The organism is Neobacillus citreus, from assembly GCF_018343545.2.
Lineage (GTDB): Bacteria > Bacillota > Bacilli > Bacillales > Cytobacillaceae > Neobacillus > Neobacillus citreus.
In genome coordinates this window covers 1-21,767 of the sequence record NZ_JAGYPE020000030.1, presented here as the reverse complement: position 1 = coordinate 21,767, position 21,767 = coordinate 1, and the positions used below count along the sequence as shown (strand labels likewise).

Below are 21,767 nucleotides of genomic sequence, written 5' to 3'. Positions count from 1 at the left end.
TATGATATAGGCATGTTGAATTTAAATCTATTACATACTATAACAAGTTCGATGAAGTTTATTATCGGAGGAAAGCTAATAATGGAGGAGCGCTTGCCATGTTAAATAAAATAAAAATCTGGAAGAACCAAAATAACTCTTCCACACTCCGAGATAAAATTGAAGAAATTAAAAAATTGCCGGTACCGGAACATGTGGCCATCATTATGGATGGAAATGGCCGATGGGCTAAAAAACGGGCACTGCCGCGCATTGCCGGTCATCATGAAGGGATGAAGGTTGTCCGAAAAACAACTATGCTGGCCAATGACCTTGGGCTAAAAGTGCTGACATTGTATGCTTTTTCCACAGAGAATTGGAAAAGGCCAAAAAATGAAGTGGATTATATTATGAAGCTTCCGGAGGAATTCCTAGGAACCTTCCTTCCAGAATTGGTGGCCAATAATGTTCAAGTGAAAATGATGGGCTATAAGCATCAACTGCCAAAACATACTTTAAATGCCATTGAAAAGGCGATGGAACAAACAAAGAATAATACAGGACTTGTGTTAAACTTTGCTTTGAATTATGGAAGCAGGGCTGAGATTCTTGATGCGGTGAAGCAAGTCTTAAATGATTATAATAGTGGCATACTGAAGGAAACCGATTTAAATGAGGAGGCATTTTCCTCCTATCTAATGACTTCCAATTTCAAAGATCCTGACCTATTAATCCGGACAAGCGGCGAAATTCGCTTAAGCAATTTTATGTTATGGCAGTTAGCCTATTCGGAGTTTTGGTTTACTGATGTGTTGTGGCCCGATTTCAGTGAGGATCATTTGTTAGAAGCAATCGAGGTGTTTCAAAAGCGCCAGCGTCGATTTGGAGGAATATAAATTTGCAGTCAAAAAAGGTGTTGAAACAGTAGATGAAACAAAGAATTATTACAGGAGTCGTAGCAGCGGCACTTTTTTTGCCAATCGTATTTTACGGAGGGCTTCCGTTCGTATTATTGACTTATTTGCTAGCAACCATTGGGCTATATGAACTATTAAGGATGAAGGGCTTGAGCATTTTTTCTCCATACGGGTTCCTTTCTCTGCTTTTCCTTTGGGTTATTTTATTCCCTGCACAATATAATGAAATAATGGCGGACTTTTACTATTCAAAAACAGAGCTAGGCATTGCTTTTATTCTTTTATTATTGACCTATACGGTCATTACAAAAAATCGTTTTACTTTTGAGGATGCCGCTTTTACAGTGCTTTCGGCAATTTATACAGGTATTGGTTTTTATTTTCTCATGGAAACGCGAGAAGCTGGTCTTGTGTATGTTTTTTATTCCTTATTCATCATTTGGGCAACTGACTCAGGGGCTTACTTTATTGGCAAGGCGATGGGCAAGAAGAAATTATGGCCGGAAATCAGTCCTAACAAAACGGTTGAAGGCTCAATTGGCGGTATTGTTTGTGCCGCTGTAGTGGCAATTATGTTTGCTGTTTTTGGCGATATGAATGCCGGGATTGTTACAATAGTAGGCATGACCATCGTTCTATCCGTTTTTGGACAAATCGGAGATCTTGTCCAATCTGCCTACAAACGCCATTTTAATGTAAAAGATTCAGGAACCATTTTACCGGGACATGGAGGCATTCTAGACCGGTTTGACAGTTTATTATTTGTTTTACCATTATTGCATTTTTTCCACCTTTGGTAAGAGGTTTTTCTTTTTAGGAGTTGACTTGTTTGAAGACAATTAGTTTACTGGGTGCGACCGGGTCCATCGGTACCCAAACCCTGGATATTTTTCGGGAGCACCCTGAAGAGTATAAATTAGCTGCCATTTCCGTTGGCAAAAATATCGATTTAACGCGAAAAATAATTGCGGAATTTCAGCCTGAGCTTGTTTCTGTACAAACGATGGCTGATTATAATACATTAAAAGCAGAATTCCCTATGCTTAAGTTTACGTTTGGCGAGGAAGGGCTGATTGAAGCAGCGGTTTATGACAAGTCGGATATTCTTGTCAATGCTGTTCTCGGCAGCGTAGGGTTAAACCCGACGCTGCAGGCGATTGAATGCGGGAAAACAATCGCAATCGCCAATAAAGAAACGCTGGTGACGGCCGGCCATTTAGTGATCGAAGCAGCGAAGAAAAATAATGTTGCACTTCTCCCAGTAGACAGCGAGCATTCGGCCATCTTTCAAGCCCTGCAAGGAGAGAAGGAGAAAAACATTGAACGCTTAATTCTAACTGCCTCTGGCGGCAGTTTCCGTGACCGCACCCGTAGTGAACTGGAGCAAGTGACAGTTGAGGAAGCATTAAATCATCCGAACTGGTCGATGGGTGCGAAAATCACGATTGATTCGGCAACGATGATGAATAAAGGCCTCGAAGTTATTGAAGCACATTGGCTGTTTTCACTTGGCTATGAAAAAATTGATGTATTGCTTCACAAGGAAAGTATTATTCATTCTATGGTTGAATTCCATGATACAAGTGTGATTGCCCAGCTGGGAACACCGGATATGCGGGTACCGATCCAATTTGCACTTTCCTATCCGGACCGATTGCCTCTTACCACAGGGAACCGCTTAAATTTGGCGCAAATTGGGACACTCCATTTTCAGGAAATGGATATGGAAAGGTTCCGCTGTTTGAAGTTTGCCTATGAGGCTGGGAAAATCGGTGGCACGATGCCAACTGTTTTGAATGCGGCAAATGAAGCGGCAGTCGCGGCATTCCTAGAAGGAAAGATTCGCTTCCTGCAAATAGAAGATTTGATTGAGCAGGCCTTAAGTGCTCATCAAACGACCCGGCATCCGAGCTTAAGTGTAATCCAAGAGGTTGACAAGGAAACGCGGCAGTTTGTAAATTCACTGCTATAAAGTTAATAAGCGCCTTGACCAAGGGCGACAGACAGATATTGAGGTCTAAAGGTACTTTCTAAACCAAATAAAAAGGTGGTTTTATTATTGAGTACAGTCATTGCCTTTATTGTGATATTTGGCGCACTCGTTTTTTTTCATGAATTAGGACATTTTATTTTTGCAAAACGGGCAGGCATCCTTTGCCGCGAATTTGCGATTGGGATGGGTCCGAAGGTCTTTTCCCACAAAAAAGGAGAAACCACATACACTATTCGTCTATTGCCAATCGGCGGATTTGTCCGGATGGCTGGCGAAGATCCGGAAATGGTTGAAATAAAGCCAGGCTATCGAATTGGACTATTATTTGATAAGAACGGCCAAGCAACCAAGCTTATCTTGAATAATAAAGAAAAGTACCCAAATTGCCGTATTGTTGAGGTTGAATATGCAGATATTGAAAAGGACCTAATCATCAAAGGGTTCCCTGAGGATGACGATGAAAATTTGCAAACCTTTACGATTCATCCAAAGGCAGTCATTGTCGAAAATGGCGTGGCATCACAAATCGCACCATTGGATCGGCAATTTGCTTCTAAAACGTTAGGACAGAGATTTATGGCCATCTTTGCGGGCCCGATGATGAATTTTGTATTGGCATTTGTGGTATTTATTATCATTGCTTTATTGCAGGGAGTACCGACTAACGATCCGAAACTGGGTGAGATTACCCCGGATGGTGCCGCGAAAGCAGCAGGACTACAAAAAGGGGATATTGTCCAAAGTATCGATGGTTCTGAAATTAGCAGCTGGTCTGATGTTGTTGAAATTATCCGCAAAAATCCAAACGAAAAGCTTGATTTTTCAGTTGTACGTAATGGAAAAGAAATGGATATTTCGGTTACGCCTAATGAGAAAACGGTGGAAGGCAAAAAAATGGGGATTATCGGTGTTTACAGCCCGGTTGAAAAGTCGCCAGTCCAAGCCGTTACAGCAGGCGCCAAAGAAACCTATTTCTGGACAACGCAGATTTTTGTTATGCTCGGTAAATTAGTAACCGGACAATTTTCCATTGATGCCTTATCAGGTCCGGTCGGAATTTATGTTTCCACGGATGAAGTGGCCAAATCGGGGATCTTCTACCTCATGAAGTGGGCTGGAATTTTAAGCATCAACCTTGGGATTATGAACTTACTGCCAATCCCGGCATTAGACGGGGGAAGGCTGATGTTCTTCGCAGTAGAGGCCGTTCGCGGCAAACCGATTGACCGTCAAAAAGAAGGAATGGTCCACTTTATCGGCTTTGCGCTGCTAATGCTGCTGATGCTCGTTGTGACCTGGAACGATATCCAACGATTTTTCTTAAAATAATTAAGAAGGGGCCGGTTTTTTGGCCCCTTATTTTTTGTTAAAAATGGATAAACCTTTCTGTCGAATTAACCCGAATCTTTTCGGATGATATGGTATAATTACTTTCTGAAATAGACTAGAAAAAGAGATTTTTAAAGAGGGGAGAGATGAGAGGATGAGCGAAAATGCCTTAGGCAAAAAAGAGCGATTCCAACTCTTACTCCAGCAGCTGCAACTAACTGAAGATGCAGTCGTTATGCATTTCCAAAATGCGCAAATCGAAAGGCTACTGGTAGAAAAGAAAGCGAGAAAATGGCACTTTCAATTTTTATTGGAAAAAGTCCTGCCATTCAATGTATTCACGCGGTTTACTGCCCAAATTGAGCGAACTTTTTCAAACATTGCAGCAGTATCATATGATATAAAAGTTACCAATCAAGAAAACGCCTCAGAATTAATCAGCGAATACTGGAGCTATTGCATCCAGCAAATTGATGGAATCTCCCCGCCGCTCATTAAACTTTTACATGAACAGCTGCCTGTGGTAAGCGGCAATAAGCTTACCGTTTCGGTTAGAAACGAGGCAGAGGGATTAACCCTAAAACGTAAATATGGGCCATTAATCGGTGAAATTTATCAATCCTTCGGGTTCCCGCTGTTTTCCTTTGAGATTGATATAAAAAGTGAAGAACATAATGAGGAATATCAACAATTTTTAATTGCTAAACAAAAGGAAGACCAAGAACGTGCCTTAATGGCAATGGTCGAAATGCAGAAACAAGATGCCGAGAAAGAGCAGGGAGGCGGTGATGTGCCGCAAGGTCCGCTTTCAATCGGTTTGACAATTAAGGATAACAACGAGCTCCGCAGCTTAATTGATATTGTCGATGAAGAAAGACGAGTTGTCGTCGAAGGTTATATATTTGATGCGGATATTCGTGAGCTGCGCAGCGGCCGCTCCTTGTTAACCTTTAAAATTACCGACTACACCAGTTCCATAATGGTTAAAATGTTCTCCCGCGACAAAGAGGACGCATCTGCCTTCCAACTTGTTAAAAAGGGAATGTGGGTAAAGGTCCGCGGCAGCATTCAAAATGATACTTTCGTTCGTGACCTTGTCATGATTGGTAATGATATTAATGAGATTAAGCCTGCTGGCCGGAAGGATACTGCTCCAGATGACGAAAAAAGGGTCGAACTGCATTTGCATACCCCGATGAGCCAGATGGATGCAGTAACTCCTGTCGCTACTTTAATTGCCCAAGCAAAAAAATGGGGCCATAAAGCCATAGCTGTTACCGACCACGCCGGAGCCCAATCCTTCCCGGAAGCCTACAGTGCCGGGAAAAAGAATGATATAAAGATTCTTTATGGTGTTGAAGTGAATCTGGTCGATGATGGTGTACCGATTACCTTTAACGATGCCCACAGGCTTCTCGCTGAAGATACTTATGTCGTGTTTGACGTTGAAACAACGGGTCTTTCAGCCGTATACGATACGATAATCGAGCTTGCTGCTGTAAAGATAAGGAACGGCGAAATCATTGATCGGTTTGAATCATTCGCTAATCCGCATCATCGCTTATCAGCGACAACCATCAACCTGACAGGCATCACCGATGACATGGTGCAAAATGCTCCAGAGGTAGCTGAAGTTTTACAGAAATTCTATGACTGGACTGGGGATGCTGTCTTAGTTGCTCACAATGCTTCCTTTGATATGGGATTCTTGAATGTCGGTTATAAAAAAATTGGTATTGGAAAAGCCAAAAACCCTGTCATCGATACGCTGGAATTGGGCCGTTTCCTGTATCCAGAATTAAAAAACCATCGATTAAATACCTTGGCGAAAAAATTTGATATCGAACTGACCCAGCACCATAGGGCGATTTATGATGCAGAAGCAACCGGATACTTATTATTGAAAATGTTGAAGGATGCTCAGGAAAAAGAGATTATTTACCATGATGAATTTAATGATCACATGGGAAAAGGAAATGCCTATCAAAGAGCCCGTCCTTATCACTGTACGCTTTTGGCGCAGACTGAGCATGGGTTGAAAAATTTATTTAAGCTCGTTTCTATTGCACATATTGAATATTTTTATCGTGTACCGCGTATACCTCGGTCGGTGCTGCAAAAATATCGCGAAGGAATACTTGTTGGTTCCGCATGTGATAAAGGAGAAGTTTTTGAGGGGATGATGCAAAAGTCTCCTGACGAAGTGGAGGCCGTAGTAGGCTTTTATGATTATATCGAGGTTATGCCGAAACCGGTGTATGCTCCGCTCCTTGAAATGGAACTGGTTCGTGATGAACGGGCGCTTGAGGAAATTATCGGCAACATCGTTGCACTTGGTGACAAGCTCGGAATACCAGTTGTAGCTACAGGTAATGTTCACTACTTGAACGAAAACGATAAGATATACAGAAAAATATTAATAAGCTCACAGGGCGGTGCTAACCCTCTGAACCGTCATGAGCTTCCGGATGTTCACTTTAGAACGACAAATGAAATGCTTGATGCCTTTTCATTTTTAGGCAAAGAAAAGGCAAAGGAAATCGTCGTCACAAATACAAATAAAATTGCGGATATGATTGACGTCATAAAGCCAATAAAGGATGATTTGTACACACCAAGAATTGAAGGTGCGGATGAAGAAATGCGGGAAATGAGTTATGCCATGGCCCGGAAAATTTATGGCGATGAGCTTCCGGAAATTGTTGAGGCCCGTTTGGAAAAAGAATTAAAAAGTATCATCGGGCATGGATTTGCCGTTATTTATTTGATTTCCCATAAGCTTGTTAAAAAATCTTTGGATGATGGGTACCTGGTCGGATCGCGTGGATCGGTCGGTTCCTCATTGGTCGCGACAATGACGGAAATAACTGAGGTTAACCCATTGCCGCCGTATTATATTTGCCCATCCTGCAAACATTCGGAGTTTTTTAATGATGGTTCGGTCGGTTCAGGCTTCGATTTGCCTGATAAAGATTGCCCGCATTGCGGCACAAAATATCGAAAAGATGGCCATGACATCCCGTTTGAAACCTTCCTTGGCTTTAAAGGAGATAAGGTTCCCGATATCGATTTGAATTTCAGCGGAGAATATCAGCCCCGGGCCCATAACTATACGAAGGTGCTTTTCGGGGAGGAATACGTTTATAGAGCTGGAACAATTGGTACCGTTGCCGACAAAACGGCCTTTGGTTACGTTAAGGCCTATCAGCAGGACAATAACCTCCAGATGCGCGGGGCCGAAGTGGAACGGCTTGCTTCCGGCTGTACGGGTGTAAAAAGAACAACTGGTCAGCATCCCGGCGGTATCATCGTTATTCCTGATTATATGGACGTTTACGATTTTACGCCAATCCAATTTCCAGCTGATGATCGAAATTCGGAATGGAAAACGACCCATTTTGATTTCCATTCGATTCACGATAATGTTTTAAAGCTTGATATTCTCGGACACGATGACCCGACAGTGATCAGGATGCTGCAGGATTTGAGCGGTATCGATCCAAAAACGATTCCGACCGATGACCCTGAAGTAATGAAAATATTCAGCGGTACGGAATCCCTTGGGGTAACAGAAGAACAAATCATGTGTAAAACGGGAACGTTAGGCATTCCCGAATTTGGTACCCGGTTTGTTCGACAAATGCTTGAAGATACAAAGCCAACCACCTTCTCAGAACTTGTTCAGATTTCTGGTTTATCACATGGTACGGATGTTTGGCTGGGAAATGCACAGGAACTGATTCAGAATAAGACATGTACCCTAAGTGAAGTAATCGGCTGCCGGGACGATATCATGGTTTACCTAATTTATCAGGGACTTGAGCCATCCTTCGCTTTCAAAATAATGGAATCCGTCCGTAAAGGAAAAGGATTATCGGAAGAAATGGAAGCGGAAATGAGAAGGAACGAGGTACCGGAATGGTACATTGACTCCTGTAAAAAAATTAAGTACATGTTCCCGAAAGCCCACGCGGCTGCATATGTCTTGATGGCTGTGAGGATTGCCTATTTTAAAGTTCATCTTCCCCTTCTTTATTATGCTGCTTATTTCACTGTCAGGGCAGAGGACTTTGACTTAGAAACAATGACGCGCGGCTCTGAGGCTATTCGTGCAAAAATTGGCGAAATCAATGCAAAGGGTTTGGAAGCATCGAACAAGGAGAAAAACCTGCTGACGGTGTTGGAGCTTGCGCTTGAAATGACTGAACGCGGCTATTCCTTCCAGAATTATGATTTGTACAAATCGGCTGCATCGGAATTTATCATTGAAGGAGATACGTTAATTCCGCCTTTCAACTCCATTCCGGGGCTGGGAACAAACGCTGCCGTAAATATTGTTAATGCCCGCGGTGCTGGAGAATTTCTATCGAAAGAAGACCTCCAGCAAAGAGGGAAGGTTTCAAAAACAATCCTTGAGTATCTGGACAAGCAAGGCTGCCTTAGCGCATTGCCTGAGCAAAACCAGCTTTCGCTGTTTTAACCTTCCGCTTTTTCTGACTCTAGCTCCTGTGCAAGGCCCTTCCGCTTTTGATATTTGCAACTAATTCATGGTTATGTTATAGTTTTATTGGAAATACTAAGACATACTCTCGTGTACAAGAGTGGGGATTCTCCCACTCTTTCGTGTTGTTTAGGATGATTTTTCATCAGTATTTTAAACTTGCATAGCTACATAGAAGATATTGCTGGAAAAGGAGGTAGGGCATGAGTAAAGTCACCGAGGTTGTTGAAGAACTGGCTGCACCTATTTTTCAAGAGCTTGGCTTAGAATTAGTAGAAATTGAATACGTTAAAGAAGGAAAAAGCTGGTTCCTTCGCGTATATATCGATAAAGACACAGGCGTTGATATAGAAGACTGCGGAATTGTCAGTGAACGACTTAGTGAAAAACTTGATGAAGTGGATCCAATTCCTCATAACTATTTTCTTGAAGTATCATCGCCAGGTGCAGAACGCCCTTTAAAGAAGGATAAAGATTTTGAAAAAGCAATCGGGAAAAATGTTTTTATTAAAACTTATGAGCCTCTTGATGGTGAAAAAGGTTTTGAAGGGACTCTTTTAGCTTTCGATGGTCAAACTGTTACAATCGAAGTGAAAATAAAAACCCGTAAAAAAACGATTGAAATTCCATATGAAAAAGTGGCAAATGCAAGGCTTGCTGTAACGTTTTCTTAAACTTAGAAAAATAAAATAGATTAGGGGGATATACACAAATGAGCAGCGAACTAATAGATGCTCTTATTGTCCTGGAAAGAGAAAAAGGTATTTCCAGGGATGTTTTAATTGAAGCCATTGAAGCGGCGCTTATCTCGGCTTACCGCCGCAATTTTAATCAAGCGCAAAACGTTAGAATTGATTTAAACCTGGAAACTGGTTCAATGCGTGTTTTTGCACGTAAAGAAGTAGTGGACGAAGTGTTTGATCCACGTCTTGAAATTTCCTTAGAAGATGCTATTAGAATCAATCCAAACTATCAGGTTGAGGATATCGTCGAAATGGAAGTAACGCCGAAGGATTTCGGCCGAATTGCTGCCCAAACTGCTAAACAGGTTGTGACACAAAGAGTCAGAGAAGCGGAAAGAGGAATTATTTATTCTGAATTTATTGACCGTGAAGAAGATATCATGACTGGTATCGTCCAAAGACTCGATTCAAAATTTATTTATGTCAGCCTTGGTAAAATAGAAGCTCTGCTCCCAATCAATGAGCAGATGCCAAATGAACGTTATAAGCCGCATGATCGAATTAAAGTATTTATTACTAAGGTAGAAAAAACAACAAAAGGACCTCAAATATTTGTTTCAAGGACTCATCCGGGATTATTAAAACGTTTATTTGAAATCGAAGTGCCGGAAATCTATGATGGGACGGTAGAAATTAAATCTGTTGCCCGCGAAGCAGGCGACCGTTCGAAGATTTCAGTTCACTCCGATAACCCTGAGGTTGATCCAGTTGGATCCTGTGTTGGTCCGAAGGGTGCCCGTGTTCAAGCAGTTGTTAATGAATTAAAGGGCGAAAAAATCGATATTGTAAAATGGTCCGATGACCCGGTTGTTTTTGTAGCCAATGCGCTCAGCCCATCGAAAGTGCTGGATGTTTCAGTAAATGAAGATGAAAAAGCGACAACGGTTGTCGTGCCGGATTATCAGCTTTCATTAGCAATTGGGAAACGCGGACAAAATGCCCGTTTAGCGGCTAAATTAACCGGCTGGAAAATTGATATTAAATCAGAATCTGAGGCTCGTGAAATGGGGATTTATCCTCGTGAAGAAACAATTCGTCTATTCGATGATGGAGCGGATACTGATTTTGACGATTTTAACGATGAAGAATTAGATTAGATCAGAGGTGAATGATGGTGAACACAAAGAAAAAAGTTCCTATGCGGAAATGTGTGGCCACTGGTGAAATGAAGCCGAAAAAAGAACTCGTTCGCATCGTTCGCTCAAAAGAAGGAGATGTATCCGTCGATTTAACTGGAAAAAAATCGGGCAGGGGTGCATATCTTTCAAAGGAAAAAGATGCCGTCCTCTTGGCAAAGAAAAAGAATATTTTGGCAAACCATTTAGAGGTTACGATTTCCGAATCGTTATATGATGAGCTGCTTGAGTTGATAGAGAAGGAGAACGGGTCGTCTAAATGAACGAAAACCAATGGATGTCATTGCTTGGACTGGCCAATCGAGCACGAAAAGTAATATCTGGTGAGGAGCTGAGCGTTAAGCAAATCCGCAGTGGAAATGCGAAGCTCGTTTTATTATCCGCAGATGCATCACAAAATACGACAAAAAAAATTACCGACAAATGTAATTCGTATGAGGTTCCAATTAAAATGGTTGAAAATCGTTATCTTCTTGGCCAGGCGATTGGCAAAGAGGCCCGCGTTGTGGCAGCCGTTTTGGATGATGGATTTGCCAAAAAACTTAAACAAGTGCTCGATTAAATCTTGCGGGGGTGAAAATAATGAGTAAAATGCGTGTTTATGAGTATGCAAAAAAACATAACCTATCTAGTAAAGAAATCATTACAAAATTAAAAGAAATGAACATAGAGGTTTCAAATCATATGGCAACTCTAGAATCATCAGATATTAAAAAGCTTGATGCTGCCTACAATAAAAAGGAAAATAAAGAGCAGCAGAAAAAGACTGGAAATACGGCCGAACAAAATCGAAACAATAACAATAACAATGGTCGACAAACTCAGCAAAAGGTTCAGACAAAGCCTCAGGTGCAGACTAAAACGACGCCAAAGGCTTATGAGGACGATGATGAAAAACTTGTCGTGCCTTCCAAAGTAAAGGTTGCTCCGGGAGCACCAAAAGCCAAAGAAGGCAAAAAACATGAACAGGAATTTCAATCCAAAGAAAATAAAGCATTTCAAGCTGGGAAAAACAAAAATCGTCCCCATAATAATCAACAACAAAATCGTAATCATCAACAAAATAAGAAGCGGAATCATCAACAAAACCATACGCAGCAATCCCAAGCGCCGCAAAAGAAGAAAGAGAAGGAGCTTCCAGCTAAAATTACCTTCAGTGAATCTTTAACGGTTGCAGAACTGGCCAAGAAGCTGCACAGAGAGCCTTCTGAAATAATCAAAAAGCTGTTCCTGCTTGGCATCATGGCAACAATCAATCAGGATTTAGACAAAGATGCGATTGAATTAATTGCCGGTGAATATGGTGTTGAGGTCGAAGAAGAAATTAAAGTTGATACGACCGATTTGGAAATTTATTTCACAGAGGATTCAACGGAAAACCTAGTGGAACGCCCTGCTGTTGTGACAATTATGGGACACGTTGACCATGGTAAAACAACCTTGCTTGACTCTATCCGTAATACAAAAGTTACCGAGGGAGAGGCAGGAGGAATCACTCAGCATATTGGTGCCTACCAGGTAATTGAAAACGGAAAGAAAATTACATTCCTTGACACACCTGGACACGCTGCGTTTACAACAATGCGGGCCCGTGGTGCGCAAATTACAGATATTACAATCCTAGTGGTTGCTGCAGATGACGGTGTTATGCCGCAGACAGTAGAAGCAATTAACCATGCTAAGGCAGCGGAAGTTCCGATTATTGTTGCTGTTAATAAAATGGATAAACCAGCAGCAAATGCCGACCGGGTTATGCAAGAGCTTACTGAGCACGGTTTAGTAGCCGAGGCTTGGGGTGGAGATACTATTTTTGTTCCGCTATCCGCTAAAACAGGTGAGGGAATCGACAGTCTTCTTGAAATGATCCTGTTAGTAAGTGAAGTAGAAGAATATAAAGCAAATCCGAAACGGAATGCAGTAGGAACGGTCATTGAGGCCAGATTGGATAAAGGACGCGGATCCGTTGCAACCTTGCTTGTTCAGAATGGAACGCTAAAAATTGGCGATCCAATTGTCGTCGGAAATACATTCGGACGTGTGCGGGCAATGGTGAATGATTTAGGACGCCGGGTTAAGGATGCAGGTCCATCTACACCGGTTGAAATTACCGGACTAAGTGATGTACCTCAGGCTGGAGACCGCTTCGTTGTATTTGACGATGAGAAAACAGCCCGTCAAGTTGGAGAATCACGTGCTCAAATCGCATTGGTTGCCCAGCGCGGTGAAAAAACCCGTGTCAGCCTAGACAATCTCTTTGAACAATTAAAGCAGGGAGAAATGAAGGATCTGAATGTCATTTTGAAATCAGACGTTCAAGGTTCTGCAGAGGCGTTAGCTGCTTCCTTGCAAAAAATTGATGTCGAAGGTGTAAACATCAAAATTATCCATAATGGAACAGGTGCCATTAACGAATCTGATATCACGCTCGCGGCTGCTTCAAACGCCATAGTCATCGGCTTTAATGTTCGTCCTGACGTGAATGCCAAACGTGCAGCAGATGCAGAAAAAGTAGATGTCCGTTTGCACCGCATTATTTATAAAGTCATTGAAGAGATGGAAGCGGCCATGAAGGGTATGCTTGATCCGGAATTTGTTGAGAAAGTTATCGGTCAAGCTGAGGTCCGCCAGACATTTAAGGTTTCAAAGGTCGGAACGATTGCCGGTTCATATGTAATTGACGGAAAAATTACCCGTGACAGCGGTATTCGTGTCATTCGTGATGGGGTTGTTATTTTTGAAGGTGAGATTGATGCCTTAAAACGCTTCAAGGATGATGCCAAGGAAGTATCCCAAGGCTACGAATGCGGTATCACCATTAAAAACTTTAATGATGTTAAAGAGGGAGATATTATTGAAGCGTATGTAATGGAGGAAATCGAGCGGAAATGATAATCGGCGCCGCCGTTTGTGAATGCATCATTTACGATGCACATTCCTTAAAAGAGAAGCGAGCTGTTTTACAGCGAATTCTTACTCGTTTAAAACAAAAATTTAATGTGTCAGCAGCAGAGGTTGACTATCACGATGTCTGGCAGCGGACTAAAATAGCCATTGTCGCTGTTACGGCAGCGCGGGTGTCAACAGAGCATGAGCTGCAGAATGCATTAAAACTAATTGACTCGTTTCCAGAGATAGAAAGAACAGTCACCGAAATGGAATGGCTTTAAATGAAGAGGTGAATTGAATGAGCCACAGACCAAATCGTGTTGGAGAGCAAATGAAGAAAGAACTGAGTGACATTATCGGACGCAAGATAAAAGATCCTCGGATTGGTTTTGTGACCGTTACAGACGTTCAGGTAACAGGCGATTTGCAACAAGCTAAGGTGTTTATTTCGGTATTGGGTGATGATGAACAGAGGGAGAATACGCTTAAAGGCCTTGCAAAAGCAAAAGGATTTATTCGAAGCGAAATCGGCCATCGTATTCGCCTTCGCAAAACTCCCGAAATTATCTTTGAATTCGACGAATCCATTGATTATGGGAATCGCATCGAAACACTTCTTCATGATTTACATTCTGACGGAAGCCCGATGGAAAAAAATGAAGAAGAATAACTCATCTTTTACCAAATAGTTTGCATATCCTCACAAATGAGGAAAATGGATAGACGAAAAAGTCTATCCATTTTTTTCGGGGATGACAGGAAAGAGGTTGTGAAAATTGGAAGGCATTTTACCATTATTGAAGCCTGCGGGGCTTACCTCTCATGATTGTGTTTTTAAATTGCGAAAGATCTTAAAAACAAAGAAAATCGGTCATACTGGAACACTTGACCCTGATGTAACCGGAGTTCTCCCAATCTGTATCGGGAAAGCGACAAAAATAGCCGAGTATATTACAGATGCAGGCAAGGCGTATGAAGGGGAAGTAACCATTGGTTTTTCCACGACAACGGAAGATGCTTCTGGTGAAGTGGTGGAAAAGGAAATGGTTAACCGGACCATCAGCCGCGAAGAAATTCTAAGGGTACTACAGTCGTTAACAGGCGAAATTGAGCAAACACCGCCAATGTATTCCGCCGTTAAAGTGAATGGGGTCCGTCTTTATGAATATGCCCGAAAAGGGATTGTCGTGGAACGCCCATCAAGGAAAGTAATGATTTATTCGATTAACCTTCTGGATGAACGGACTGAATTCGCTGGCGAGACCATCAGCTTCCGCTTTCAGGTTAGCTGCAGTAAAGGCACTTATATTCGAACTTTAGCTGTCATGATTGGTGAGGCTTTGGGGTTTCCAGCGCATATGTCAAAATTGGTAAGGACGCAATCTGCTTCGTACACGCTTACTGATTGCCTTACGCTTGAAGAAGTGGAAAGGTTAATGGCAGAAGGGAGCATTTCGCAGGTTTTACGACCATTGGAATCGGCACTTTCTCATTTGCCGAAAATGCAGATTAATGATAAAGTAGCAGAGAAAGTGAAAAACGGTGCACTTTTAGAAATTCCAGAGAATTTAAAAACTTGTGACGGACCTATTATTGCCGAAACGGCTGAAGGGCTGGCGCTTGCTATCTATGCAAAGCATCCCAATAAGCAAGGCCTCTTAAAGCCGGTGAAGGTTCTAAGAAATGAACTCGAATAAAGGTTCCTGTATAGAAAAGGTGAGTTTCAGTTGGAAGTAAAAAGATTAAGTTTTCCGCTAAATGTGTCAGATCTGCAGGCGCTGCCTCCCTTATCGATGGCCCTTGGCTATTTCGATGGCGTGCATCGCGGGCATAGGCAGGTAATACTTGAAGCAAAGAAGCAAGCTGATGAACAAGGACTGTCAAGCGCAGTCATGACTTTTGACCCTCATCCTTCTGTGGTTTTAGGGAAAAATGAAAAGCATGTAAAATCCATTACCCCATTAGCAGAAAAAATCAAAATTATCGAGGGAATGGGTATTGATTTTCTTTTTGTCGTTCACTTTACTATAGAATTTGCCAATCTTCTGCCTCAAGAATTTATTGACCAATACGTTATCGGGCTGAATGTGCAGCACGCGACCGCAGGCTTTGATTTTACCTACGGCCGGATGGGCAAAGGGACGATGGAGACCATTCCATTTCACTCAAGAGAGAAATTTACCTTTTCTGTTATACCGGAATTTACCGAGGGGAACGAAAAGGTGAGCTCGACCAGAATTCGCCGACTTCTTAAAGAGGGGACTGTTGAGGAACTTTCGCACCTTTTGGGAAGGTATTACACAACTTCAGGGTATGTCGTCCATGGTGATAAACGGGGACGGACCATTGGTTTTCCGACGGCAAATATTGAATTAAATGATGAATACATTATTCCCCCTACAGGTGTTTATGCGGTAAGGATGATGGTTAGCGGCAGTATGCATAATGGTGTTTGTAATGTTGGCTATAAGCCTACCTTTAATAAGGAGGCAGTCAAGCTGTCGATTGAAGTTCATTTATTTGATTTTCATAAGGATATCTATGGAGAGGATGCCGTAATTGAGTGGCATCTATTCCTGCGAAATGAACAAAAGTTTTCTGGAATAGAAGAACTTGTAAAGCAAATTGAAAAAGATAAAAATAGGGCTTTGGAATATTTTGCGGAAAAACACAAGCTGCTTGATGTATAGAAGAAGAGAAGTTTTCCTATAATATATGATGGAATGAACTTGCATTTTGCGACAAAACATTGTATTCTTAAATACGTACTAAATGAACCTTTGCTTGGCAAGTCGAATCACCGACGCTTGCTCGGCATGAGGGGATTGAGAAATAGGAGGTGAACCTGGATGGCAATCACACAAGAACGTAAAAACGAAATCATCAATGAGTATAAAACTCATGAGAACGACACAGGATCTGCTGAAGTTCAAATCGCTGTCCTTACAGAATCAATCAACAATTTGAACGAGCACTTACGTACTCACAAGAAAGATCATCACTCACGCCGTGGTCTTTTGAAAATGGTTGGTAAACGTCGTAATCTTTTGACTTACCTGCGTAACAAAGATGTTCAACGTTACCGCGTGTTAATCAATAAGCTTGGTCTACGTCGTTAGTTTACAGAAGCGGGATTTTTCCCGCTTTTTTGTTAGCTTTTAAAAGTTATTGAATATTTCATACATAATTTTTAAGTCATGATTTTTTGTGCATACTAATACTAATTTGGTTTGAAATCACAAGCGTTTTCGCTTTTTTATAGTTACATTAGAAAGATGATACCAGCGAATAAGTTTCGCGTCATCCTCCTAAGTGATTTAGATAGAGAGGGGTAAAAATATGGATCAGCAAAAACATGAGTATTCCATGGATTGGGCCGGCCGCAATCTGACAGTTGAAATTGGGCAACTAGCCAAACAAGCTAACGGTGCAGTCTTGGTCCGTTATGGAGATACAGCCGTTTTAAGTACGGCCACAGCGTCTAAGGAGCCTAAGAACCTAGACTTTTTTCCATTAACAGTGAATTATGAGGAAAGATTATATGCAGTCGGTAAGATTCCCGGAGGCTTTATTAAACGGGAAGGACGTCCAAGTGAAAAAGCGATTTTGGCAAGCCGATTGATTGACAGACCAATTCGTCCGCTTTTCGCAGATGGTTTTCGTAATGATGTTCAAGTAATCAGTATTGTCATGAGTGTGGATCAGGATTGTTCTTCGGAAATGGCCGCGATGTTCGGGTCATCACTGGCTTTATCGGTATCGGACATCCCGTTTGAGGGTCCGATTGCCGGCGTCGTAGTCGGCCGTGTAAATAATGAATTCGTGATCAATCCAACGGTGGAGCAGGCTGAAAAGAGTGACATCCACCTAACGGTTGCCGGTACAAAGGATGCTATTAACATGGTTGAAGCAGGGGCCGATGAGGTACCTGAAGAAATCATGCTTGAGGCTATCATGTTTGGCCATGAAGAAATCAAGCGGTTAATTGAATTCCAAGAGAAAATCGTTGCTGAAATCGGCAAAGAAAAAAGGCAGATAAACCTGTATGAGCTTGACAAGGAGCTTGAAGCAAAGGTACGGGAAATGTGTGAAACAGACATGATCAGTGCCATTCAAGTTCAAGAAAAGCATGCTAGAGAAGCTGCCATCACTGATGTAAAGAATCGAGTATTGGCTCATTTTGATGAGCAGGAAGCTGCCGATGATGAGCTAAAACAGGTTAAACAAATTTTGGACAAGATGGTCAAAGGTGAAGTCCGCCGCTTAATCACGGTTGAAAAAGTGCGTCCGGACGGCCGAAAGATTGATGAGATTCGTCCTTTATCATCCCAAGTAGGGATCCTGCCGCGTACCCATGGTTCGGGGTTATTTACAAGGGGACAAACCCAAGCGTTAAGCATTTGTACCCTTGGTGCAATGGGGGATGTGCAAATTCTTGATGGTCTTGGAATTGAAGAAGAAAAACGCTTTATGCACCATTATAATTTCCCTTCCTTCAGCGTCGGGGAAACAGGACCAATCCGCGGGCCAGGCCGCCGCGAAATCGGTCACGGAGCTTTAGGGGAACGTGCCCTCGAACCGGTAGTTCCAAATGAAAAGGATTTTCCATATACAATCCGCTTAGTATCCGAGGTGCTTGAATCTAATGGTTCTACCTCGCAGGCAAGTATTTGTGCTAGCACATTAGCCATGATGGATGCCGGTGTACCTATTAAAGCACCAGTTGCCGGTATTGCTATGGGTCTTGTGAAATCAGGAGAGCACTATACCGTTTTAACGGACATTCAAGGGATGGAAGACCATCTTGGCGATATGGACTTTAAAGTAGCCGGTACAGCCAAAGGTGTTACCGCTCTGCAAATGGACATTAAAATTGAGGGTCTTTCCCGTGAAATTTTAGAAGAAGCATTGCAGCAGGCCAAAGTCGGAAGAATGCAGATCCTTGATTCTATGCTAGCTACACTTGCTGAACCAAGACCTGATCTTTCGCGGTTTGCGCCAAAAATTCTGACCATGACGATTAATCCGGATAAGATCCGCGATGTTATTGGACCTAGTGGGAAGCAAATTAACAAAATTATTGAAGAAACTGGGGTTAAGATTGACATCGAGCAGGATGGAACCATTTTCATTGCTTCAGCTGACTCAGAAATGAATCAAAAAGCAAAGCAAATTATCGAAGATATTGTCCGTGAAGTTGTGGTTGGGCAATTGTATCTTGGTAAAGTAAAACGGATTGAAAAATTCGGTGCCTTCGTCGAAATCTTTGCCGGCAAAGACGGATTAGTCCATATTTCTGAACTGGCCGAAGAGCGGGTAGGAAAAGTGGAAGATGTCTTGAAAATCGGCGATGAAATTTTAGTAAAAGTGACCGAAATTGATAAACAAGGCCGCGTTAATTTATCGCGTAAAGCTGTCCTGAAGGAACAGAAGGAAAAAGCTGAACAAAATCAATAATCGTTTAAAAAGTCAGGAGGCCGCTCCTGACTTTTTCTTTTTCTATTGGCATGCTTTATCATCGTTCTACCTTGTCCCTGCTCGTCATAATCTGTATAGAAGGGGGAAGAGGAAGAATGAAAAAAAAGATAATTATCGCGGTAATTGTGCTTGCTGCTTTCCTTATTGTAAATAGTCCAATTGTACATAATTATGTTTCCGCCTTAAAGGGATCAGCACTTCCGGCAGTAAAGGAGACGGATTCCTTATACCAAAGCATTGTAAAAAATGCACCTGAATATGAGAAACCGCCTTCAGATGCCAAAATCGATCCGGTTTGGAAGGCGATACCGGGATACAATGGCCTTGCAGTTGACCTGGCTGCTTCTTATCAAAATATGAAAAAGAAAGGCACTTTTGATGAGAAAAAACTCGTCTTTAAACAGGTGAAGCCTAAAGTGCAGCTTAAAGATCTGCCGCCCTCACCTATTTATAAGGGGCATCCCGATAAACCGATGGTCAGCTTTATCATAAACGTTGCCTGGGGAAATGAATATTTATCAGATATGCTGGCAACGTTAAAAAATCATAATGTATCGGCAAGTTTTTTTCTAGAAGGCAACTGGGCTAAAAAGAACCCTGAGTTGGCCAAAATGATTGTTAGTGCCGGGCATGAGGTAGGAAACCATTCGTATTCCCACCCGGATATGGCAAAGCTTACAGCTGCCCAAACCAGAGAACAAATGGTGAAAACCAATGAAGTGATCGAAGCCGTGACCGATAAAAAGACAGAATGGTTTGCTCCTCCGAGCGGCAGTTATCGCGACGAAACAGTCAAAATCGCAGATGAATTAAACATGAAAACAGTCATGTGGACGGTAGATACTGTGGACTGGAGAAAGCCTTCTCCAGATGCCTTAATTAACCGGGTAATGGGCAAGATTGGCAATGGGTCGTTAATCCTCATGCACCCAACTGAATCGACGGCAAAATCTTTAGATCGATTAATTACCTTAATCGAACAAAAGAATTTACAGATTGGGACGGTTTCTGAATTAATGAGCGAGGAAAGGGTCATAAAATAAATTGAGGGAAGAAATACCTAAAAGTTGGAGAATATAGTGATTATAGGTATAATTAACAATTGGGAAGTAGCATCTGCTGTTTATAGACAGGAGGAAGTCGATGATTAACAAATACACGTGCCAAAATGGAGCAAGAATTGTATTAGAACAAATCCCTACCGTAAGGTCCGTTGCCATTGGTATCTGGATTGGAACGGGATCAAGAGATGAAAATCCTGAGACAAACGGGATTTCCCATTTCCTTGAACATATGTTTTTTAAAGGAACCACTACCAAAACTGCTAAAGAAATTGCTGAATCCTTTGACAGCATTGGCGGTCAGGTAAATGCGTTTACCTCAAAGGAATACACATGCTATTACGCTAAGGTACTCGATACCCATTCAAAGTTTGCTTTAGACGTATTAGCAGATATGTTCTTTAACTCTACCTTTGTGGAAGAGGAATTAAAGAAAGAAAAAAATGTGGTTTTAGAAGAAATAAAGATGTATGAAGATACACCTGATGATATTGTTCATGATTTGCTGAGCAGGGCTGTTTATGAAGACCATCCTCTTGGTTATCCAATTCTAGGAACTGAAGAAACATTGAACTCTTTTACAGGCAATACGTTAAAGGAATATATTCATGAACGATACACACCTGAAAATGTTGTGATTTCAATTGCAGGTAATGTTTCAGAAAGCTTCATTCAAGAAGTGGAAGCCTACTTTGGCTCCTACCAAGGCGGAAGTACAACAGTACAAGAAAATGTTCCTGTTTTCCATGCCAACCGGATTTCACGGAAAAAGGAAACTGAACAGGCGCACCTTTGTATCGGGTTTAAAGGATTAAAGGTTGGTCATGAAGATATTTATAGCTTGATTACCTTGAATAATATTTTGGGAGGAAGCATGAGCTCCAGATTATTTCAAGAGGTACGCGAGCAAAGAGGATTGGCTTATTCCGTTTTTTCCTATCATTCTGCTTATCAAGACAGCGGCATTGTGACTATTTACGGCGGTACCGGGGCAAAACAATTAAATGTATTGTTTGATACTGTTCAGGAAACGCTTGATAAATTAAAACAAACAGGCATAACGGAAAAGGAATTAACGAACAGCAAGGAACAGCTGAAGGGCAGTCTTATGTTGAGTCTGGAAAGTACGAACAGCCGGATGAGCCGAAACGGAAAAAATGAACTCCTTTTAAAGCGCCATCGCTCGCTTGACGAAATCATTGAACAAATTGATGCAGTAACAAAAGAAAGCGTAGACAAAATGACAAGGGATGTATTTACTGATAAGTATTCCGTGTCGTTAATCAGCCCTGACGGAGAATTCCCAACTAATTTAGCATAATTAACGAAAAAAACAGTTTGCCTCGGTGAACTGTTTTTTTCTTTATTCTAAATAAGGACTTCCCTCTATAAATATATAGTAAGTGAGGAATAGGGGGCGGCTTATATGAGGTTGAGTGAATTAAGCGGAAAAGAAATTGTCGATGTAAAAAAAGCAGAGCGCCTTGGTGTCTTGGGCCAAACAGATCTGGAAATAAATGAAAGCACAGGCCAAATCCAGGCGCTCTTAATCCCTTCCGTCAAATGGTTTGGACTGAGAAAGCAAGGGGATGAAATAAGAGTACCCTGGCAACACATTAAAAAGATTGGGTCAGATATGATCATCATCGATGTACCGGAAGAAGAATAATTATTGTGCCTGCTATTGGGCCTGTTGATTTCCGCTCCGGGCACTCGCTTTCCGCGGGGAGGTCCTGGAGCCTCC

19 protein-coding genes are annotated in these 21,767 nt (G+C 41.9%); all 19 read left to right on the top strand.

Annotated features, from left to right (window positions below; genetic code table 11):
* Positions 1-98: 98 nt before the first annotated feature.
* The 19 genes from KHB02_RS16340 to KHB02_RS16250 all read left to right on the top strand — a co-directional run bounded on the left by KHB02_RS16340 (position 99) and on the right by KHB02_RS16250 (position 21,692).
* On the top strand, positions 99-875 hold the full coding sequence (locus KHB02_RS16340; RefSeq protein ID WP_213140770.1) for an isoprenyl transferase: 777 nt from the start codon (positions 99-101) through the stop codon (positions 873-875).
* Positions 876-907: 32 nt separating this feature from the next.
* Complete coding sequence (locus tag KHB02_RS16335) at positions 908-1,696, top strand: phosphatidate cytidylyltransferase (protein WP_213140769.1); 789 nt, start codon at positions 908-910, stop codon at positions 1,694-1,696.
* A 29-nt stretch (positions 1,697-1,725) separates the two neighbouring features.
* Positions 1,726-2,868, top strand: a complete 1,143-nt coding sequence (gene dxr / locus KHB02_RS16330) for a 1-deoxy-D-xylulose-5-phosphate reductoisomerase (RefSeq protein ID WP_213140768.1) — start codon at positions 1,726-1,728, stop codon at positions 2,866-2,868.
* Positions 2,869-2,955: 87 nt separating this feature from the next.
* Positions 2,956-4,218, top strand: coding sequence for an RIP metalloprotease RseP (gene rseP / locus KHB02_RS16325; protein WP_213140767.1), 1,263 nt, complete (start codon positions 2,956-2,958; stop codon positions 4,216-4,218).
* A gap of 154 nt (positions 4,219-4,372) precedes the next feature.
* Positions 4,373-8,698, top strand: coding sequence for a PolC-type DNA polymerase III (locus KHB02_RS16320; protein ID WP_213140766.1), 4,326 nt, complete (start codon positions 4,373-4,375; stop codon positions 8,696-8,698).
* Between the two features lie 224 nt (positions 8,699-8,922).
* On the top strand, positions 8,923-9,393 hold the full coding sequence (gene rimP, locus KHB02_RS16315; RefSeq protein WP_213140765.1) for a ribosome maturation factor RimP: 471 nt from the start codon (positions 8,923-8,925) through the stop codon (positions 9,391-9,393).
* A gap of 38 nt (positions 9,394-9,431) precedes the next feature.
* Positions 9,432-10,559: a transcription termination factor NusA gene (nusA, locus tag KHB02_RS16310; protein WP_213140764.1), complete on the top strand. Its 1,128-nt coding sequence runs from the start codon at positions 9,432-9,434 to the stop codon at positions 10,557-10,559.
* A gap of 17 nt (positions 10,560-10,576) precedes the next feature.
* A complete protein-coding gene (gene rnpM, locus KHB02_RS16305) occupies positions 10,577-10,861 on the top strand; it encodes an RNase P modulator RnpM (RefSeq protein WP_213141303.1) in 285 nt (94 codons plus the stop codon).
* Positions 10,858-11,160 (top strand): YlxQ family RNA-binding protein, encoded by a 303-nt coding sequence (locus KHB02_RS16300; RefSeq protein ID WP_213140763.1) that lies wholly within the window; start codon positions 10,858-10,860, stop codon positions 11,158-11,160. Before rnpM ends, KHB02_RS16300 begins: the two co-directional genes overlap by 4 nt.
* Before the next feature lie 20 nt (positions 11,161-11,180).
* Positions 11,181-13,487, top strand: a complete 2,307-nt coding sequence (infB, locus tag KHB02_RS16295) for a translation initiation factor IF-2 (protein ID WP_213140762.1) — start codon at positions 11,181-11,183, stop codon at positions 13,485-13,487.
* A complete protein-coding gene (locus tag KHB02_RS16290; protein WP_213141302.1) occupies positions 13,487-13,765 on the top strand; it encodes a DUF503 domain-containing protein in 279 nt (92 codons plus the stop codon). Before infB ends, KHB02_RS16290 begins: the two co-directional genes overlap by 1 nt.
* A gap of 17 nt (positions 13,766-13,782) precedes the next feature.
* Positions 13,783-14,154: a 30S ribosome-binding factor RbfA gene (rbfA, locus tag KHB02_RS16285; RefSeq protein WP_213140761.1), complete on the top strand. Its 372-nt coding sequence runs from the start codon at positions 13,783-13,785 to the stop codon at positions 14,152-14,154.
* A gap of 106 nt (positions 14,155-14,260) precedes the next feature.
* On the top strand, positions 14,261-15,181 hold the full coding sequence (gene truB, locus KHB02_RS16280; protein WP_213140760.1) for a tRNA pseudouridine(55) synthase TruB: 921 nt from the start codon (positions 14,261-14,263) through the stop codon (positions 15,179-15,181).
* Between the two features lie 30 nt (positions 15,182-15,211).
* Positions 15,212-16,174 carry a bifunctional riboflavin kinase/FAD synthetase gene (gene ribF / locus KHB02_RS16275; protein ID WP_213140759.1) on the top strand — a complete coding sequence of 321 codons (963 nt, stop codon included), beginning with the start codon at positions 15,212-15,214 and terminating at the stop codon, positions 16,172-16,174.
* A 159-nt stretch (positions 16,175-16,333) separates the two neighbouring features.
* A complete protein-coding gene (gene rpsO, locus KHB02_RS16270) occupies positions 16,334-16,603 on the top strand; it encodes a 30S ribosomal protein S15 (RefSeq protein WP_213116319.1) in 270 nt (89 codons plus the stop codon).
* Between the two features lie 220 nt (positions 16,604-16,823).
* Complete coding sequence (pnp, locus tag KHB02_RS16265) at positions 16,824-18,941, top strand: polyribonucleotide nucleotidyltransferase (protein WP_213140758.1); 2,118 nt, start codon at positions 16,824-16,826, stop codon at positions 18,939-18,941.
* Between the two features lie 116 nt (positions 18,942-19,057).
* Positions 19,058-20,005, top strand: coding sequence for a polysaccharide deacetylase family protein (locus tag KHB02_RS16260; RefSeq protein ID WP_213140757.1), 948 nt, complete (start codon positions 19,058-19,060; stop codon positions 20,003-20,005).
* 100 nt (positions 20,006-20,105) lie between these two features.
* Positions 20,106-21,344 carry a M16 family metallopeptidase gene (locus KHB02_RS16255; protein ID WP_213140756.1) on the top strand — a complete coding sequence of 413 codons (1,239 nt, stop codon included), beginning with the start codon at positions 20,106-20,108 and terminating at the stop codon, positions 21,342-21,344.
* Positions 21,345-21,449: 105 nt separating this feature from the next.
* Entirely contained in the window at positions 21,450-21,692 is a 243-nt protein-coding gene (locus KHB02_RS16250; RefSeq protein WP_213140755.1) for a YlmC/YmxH family sporulation protein, read from the top strand.
* Positions 21,693-21,767: the final 75 nt, after the last annotated feature.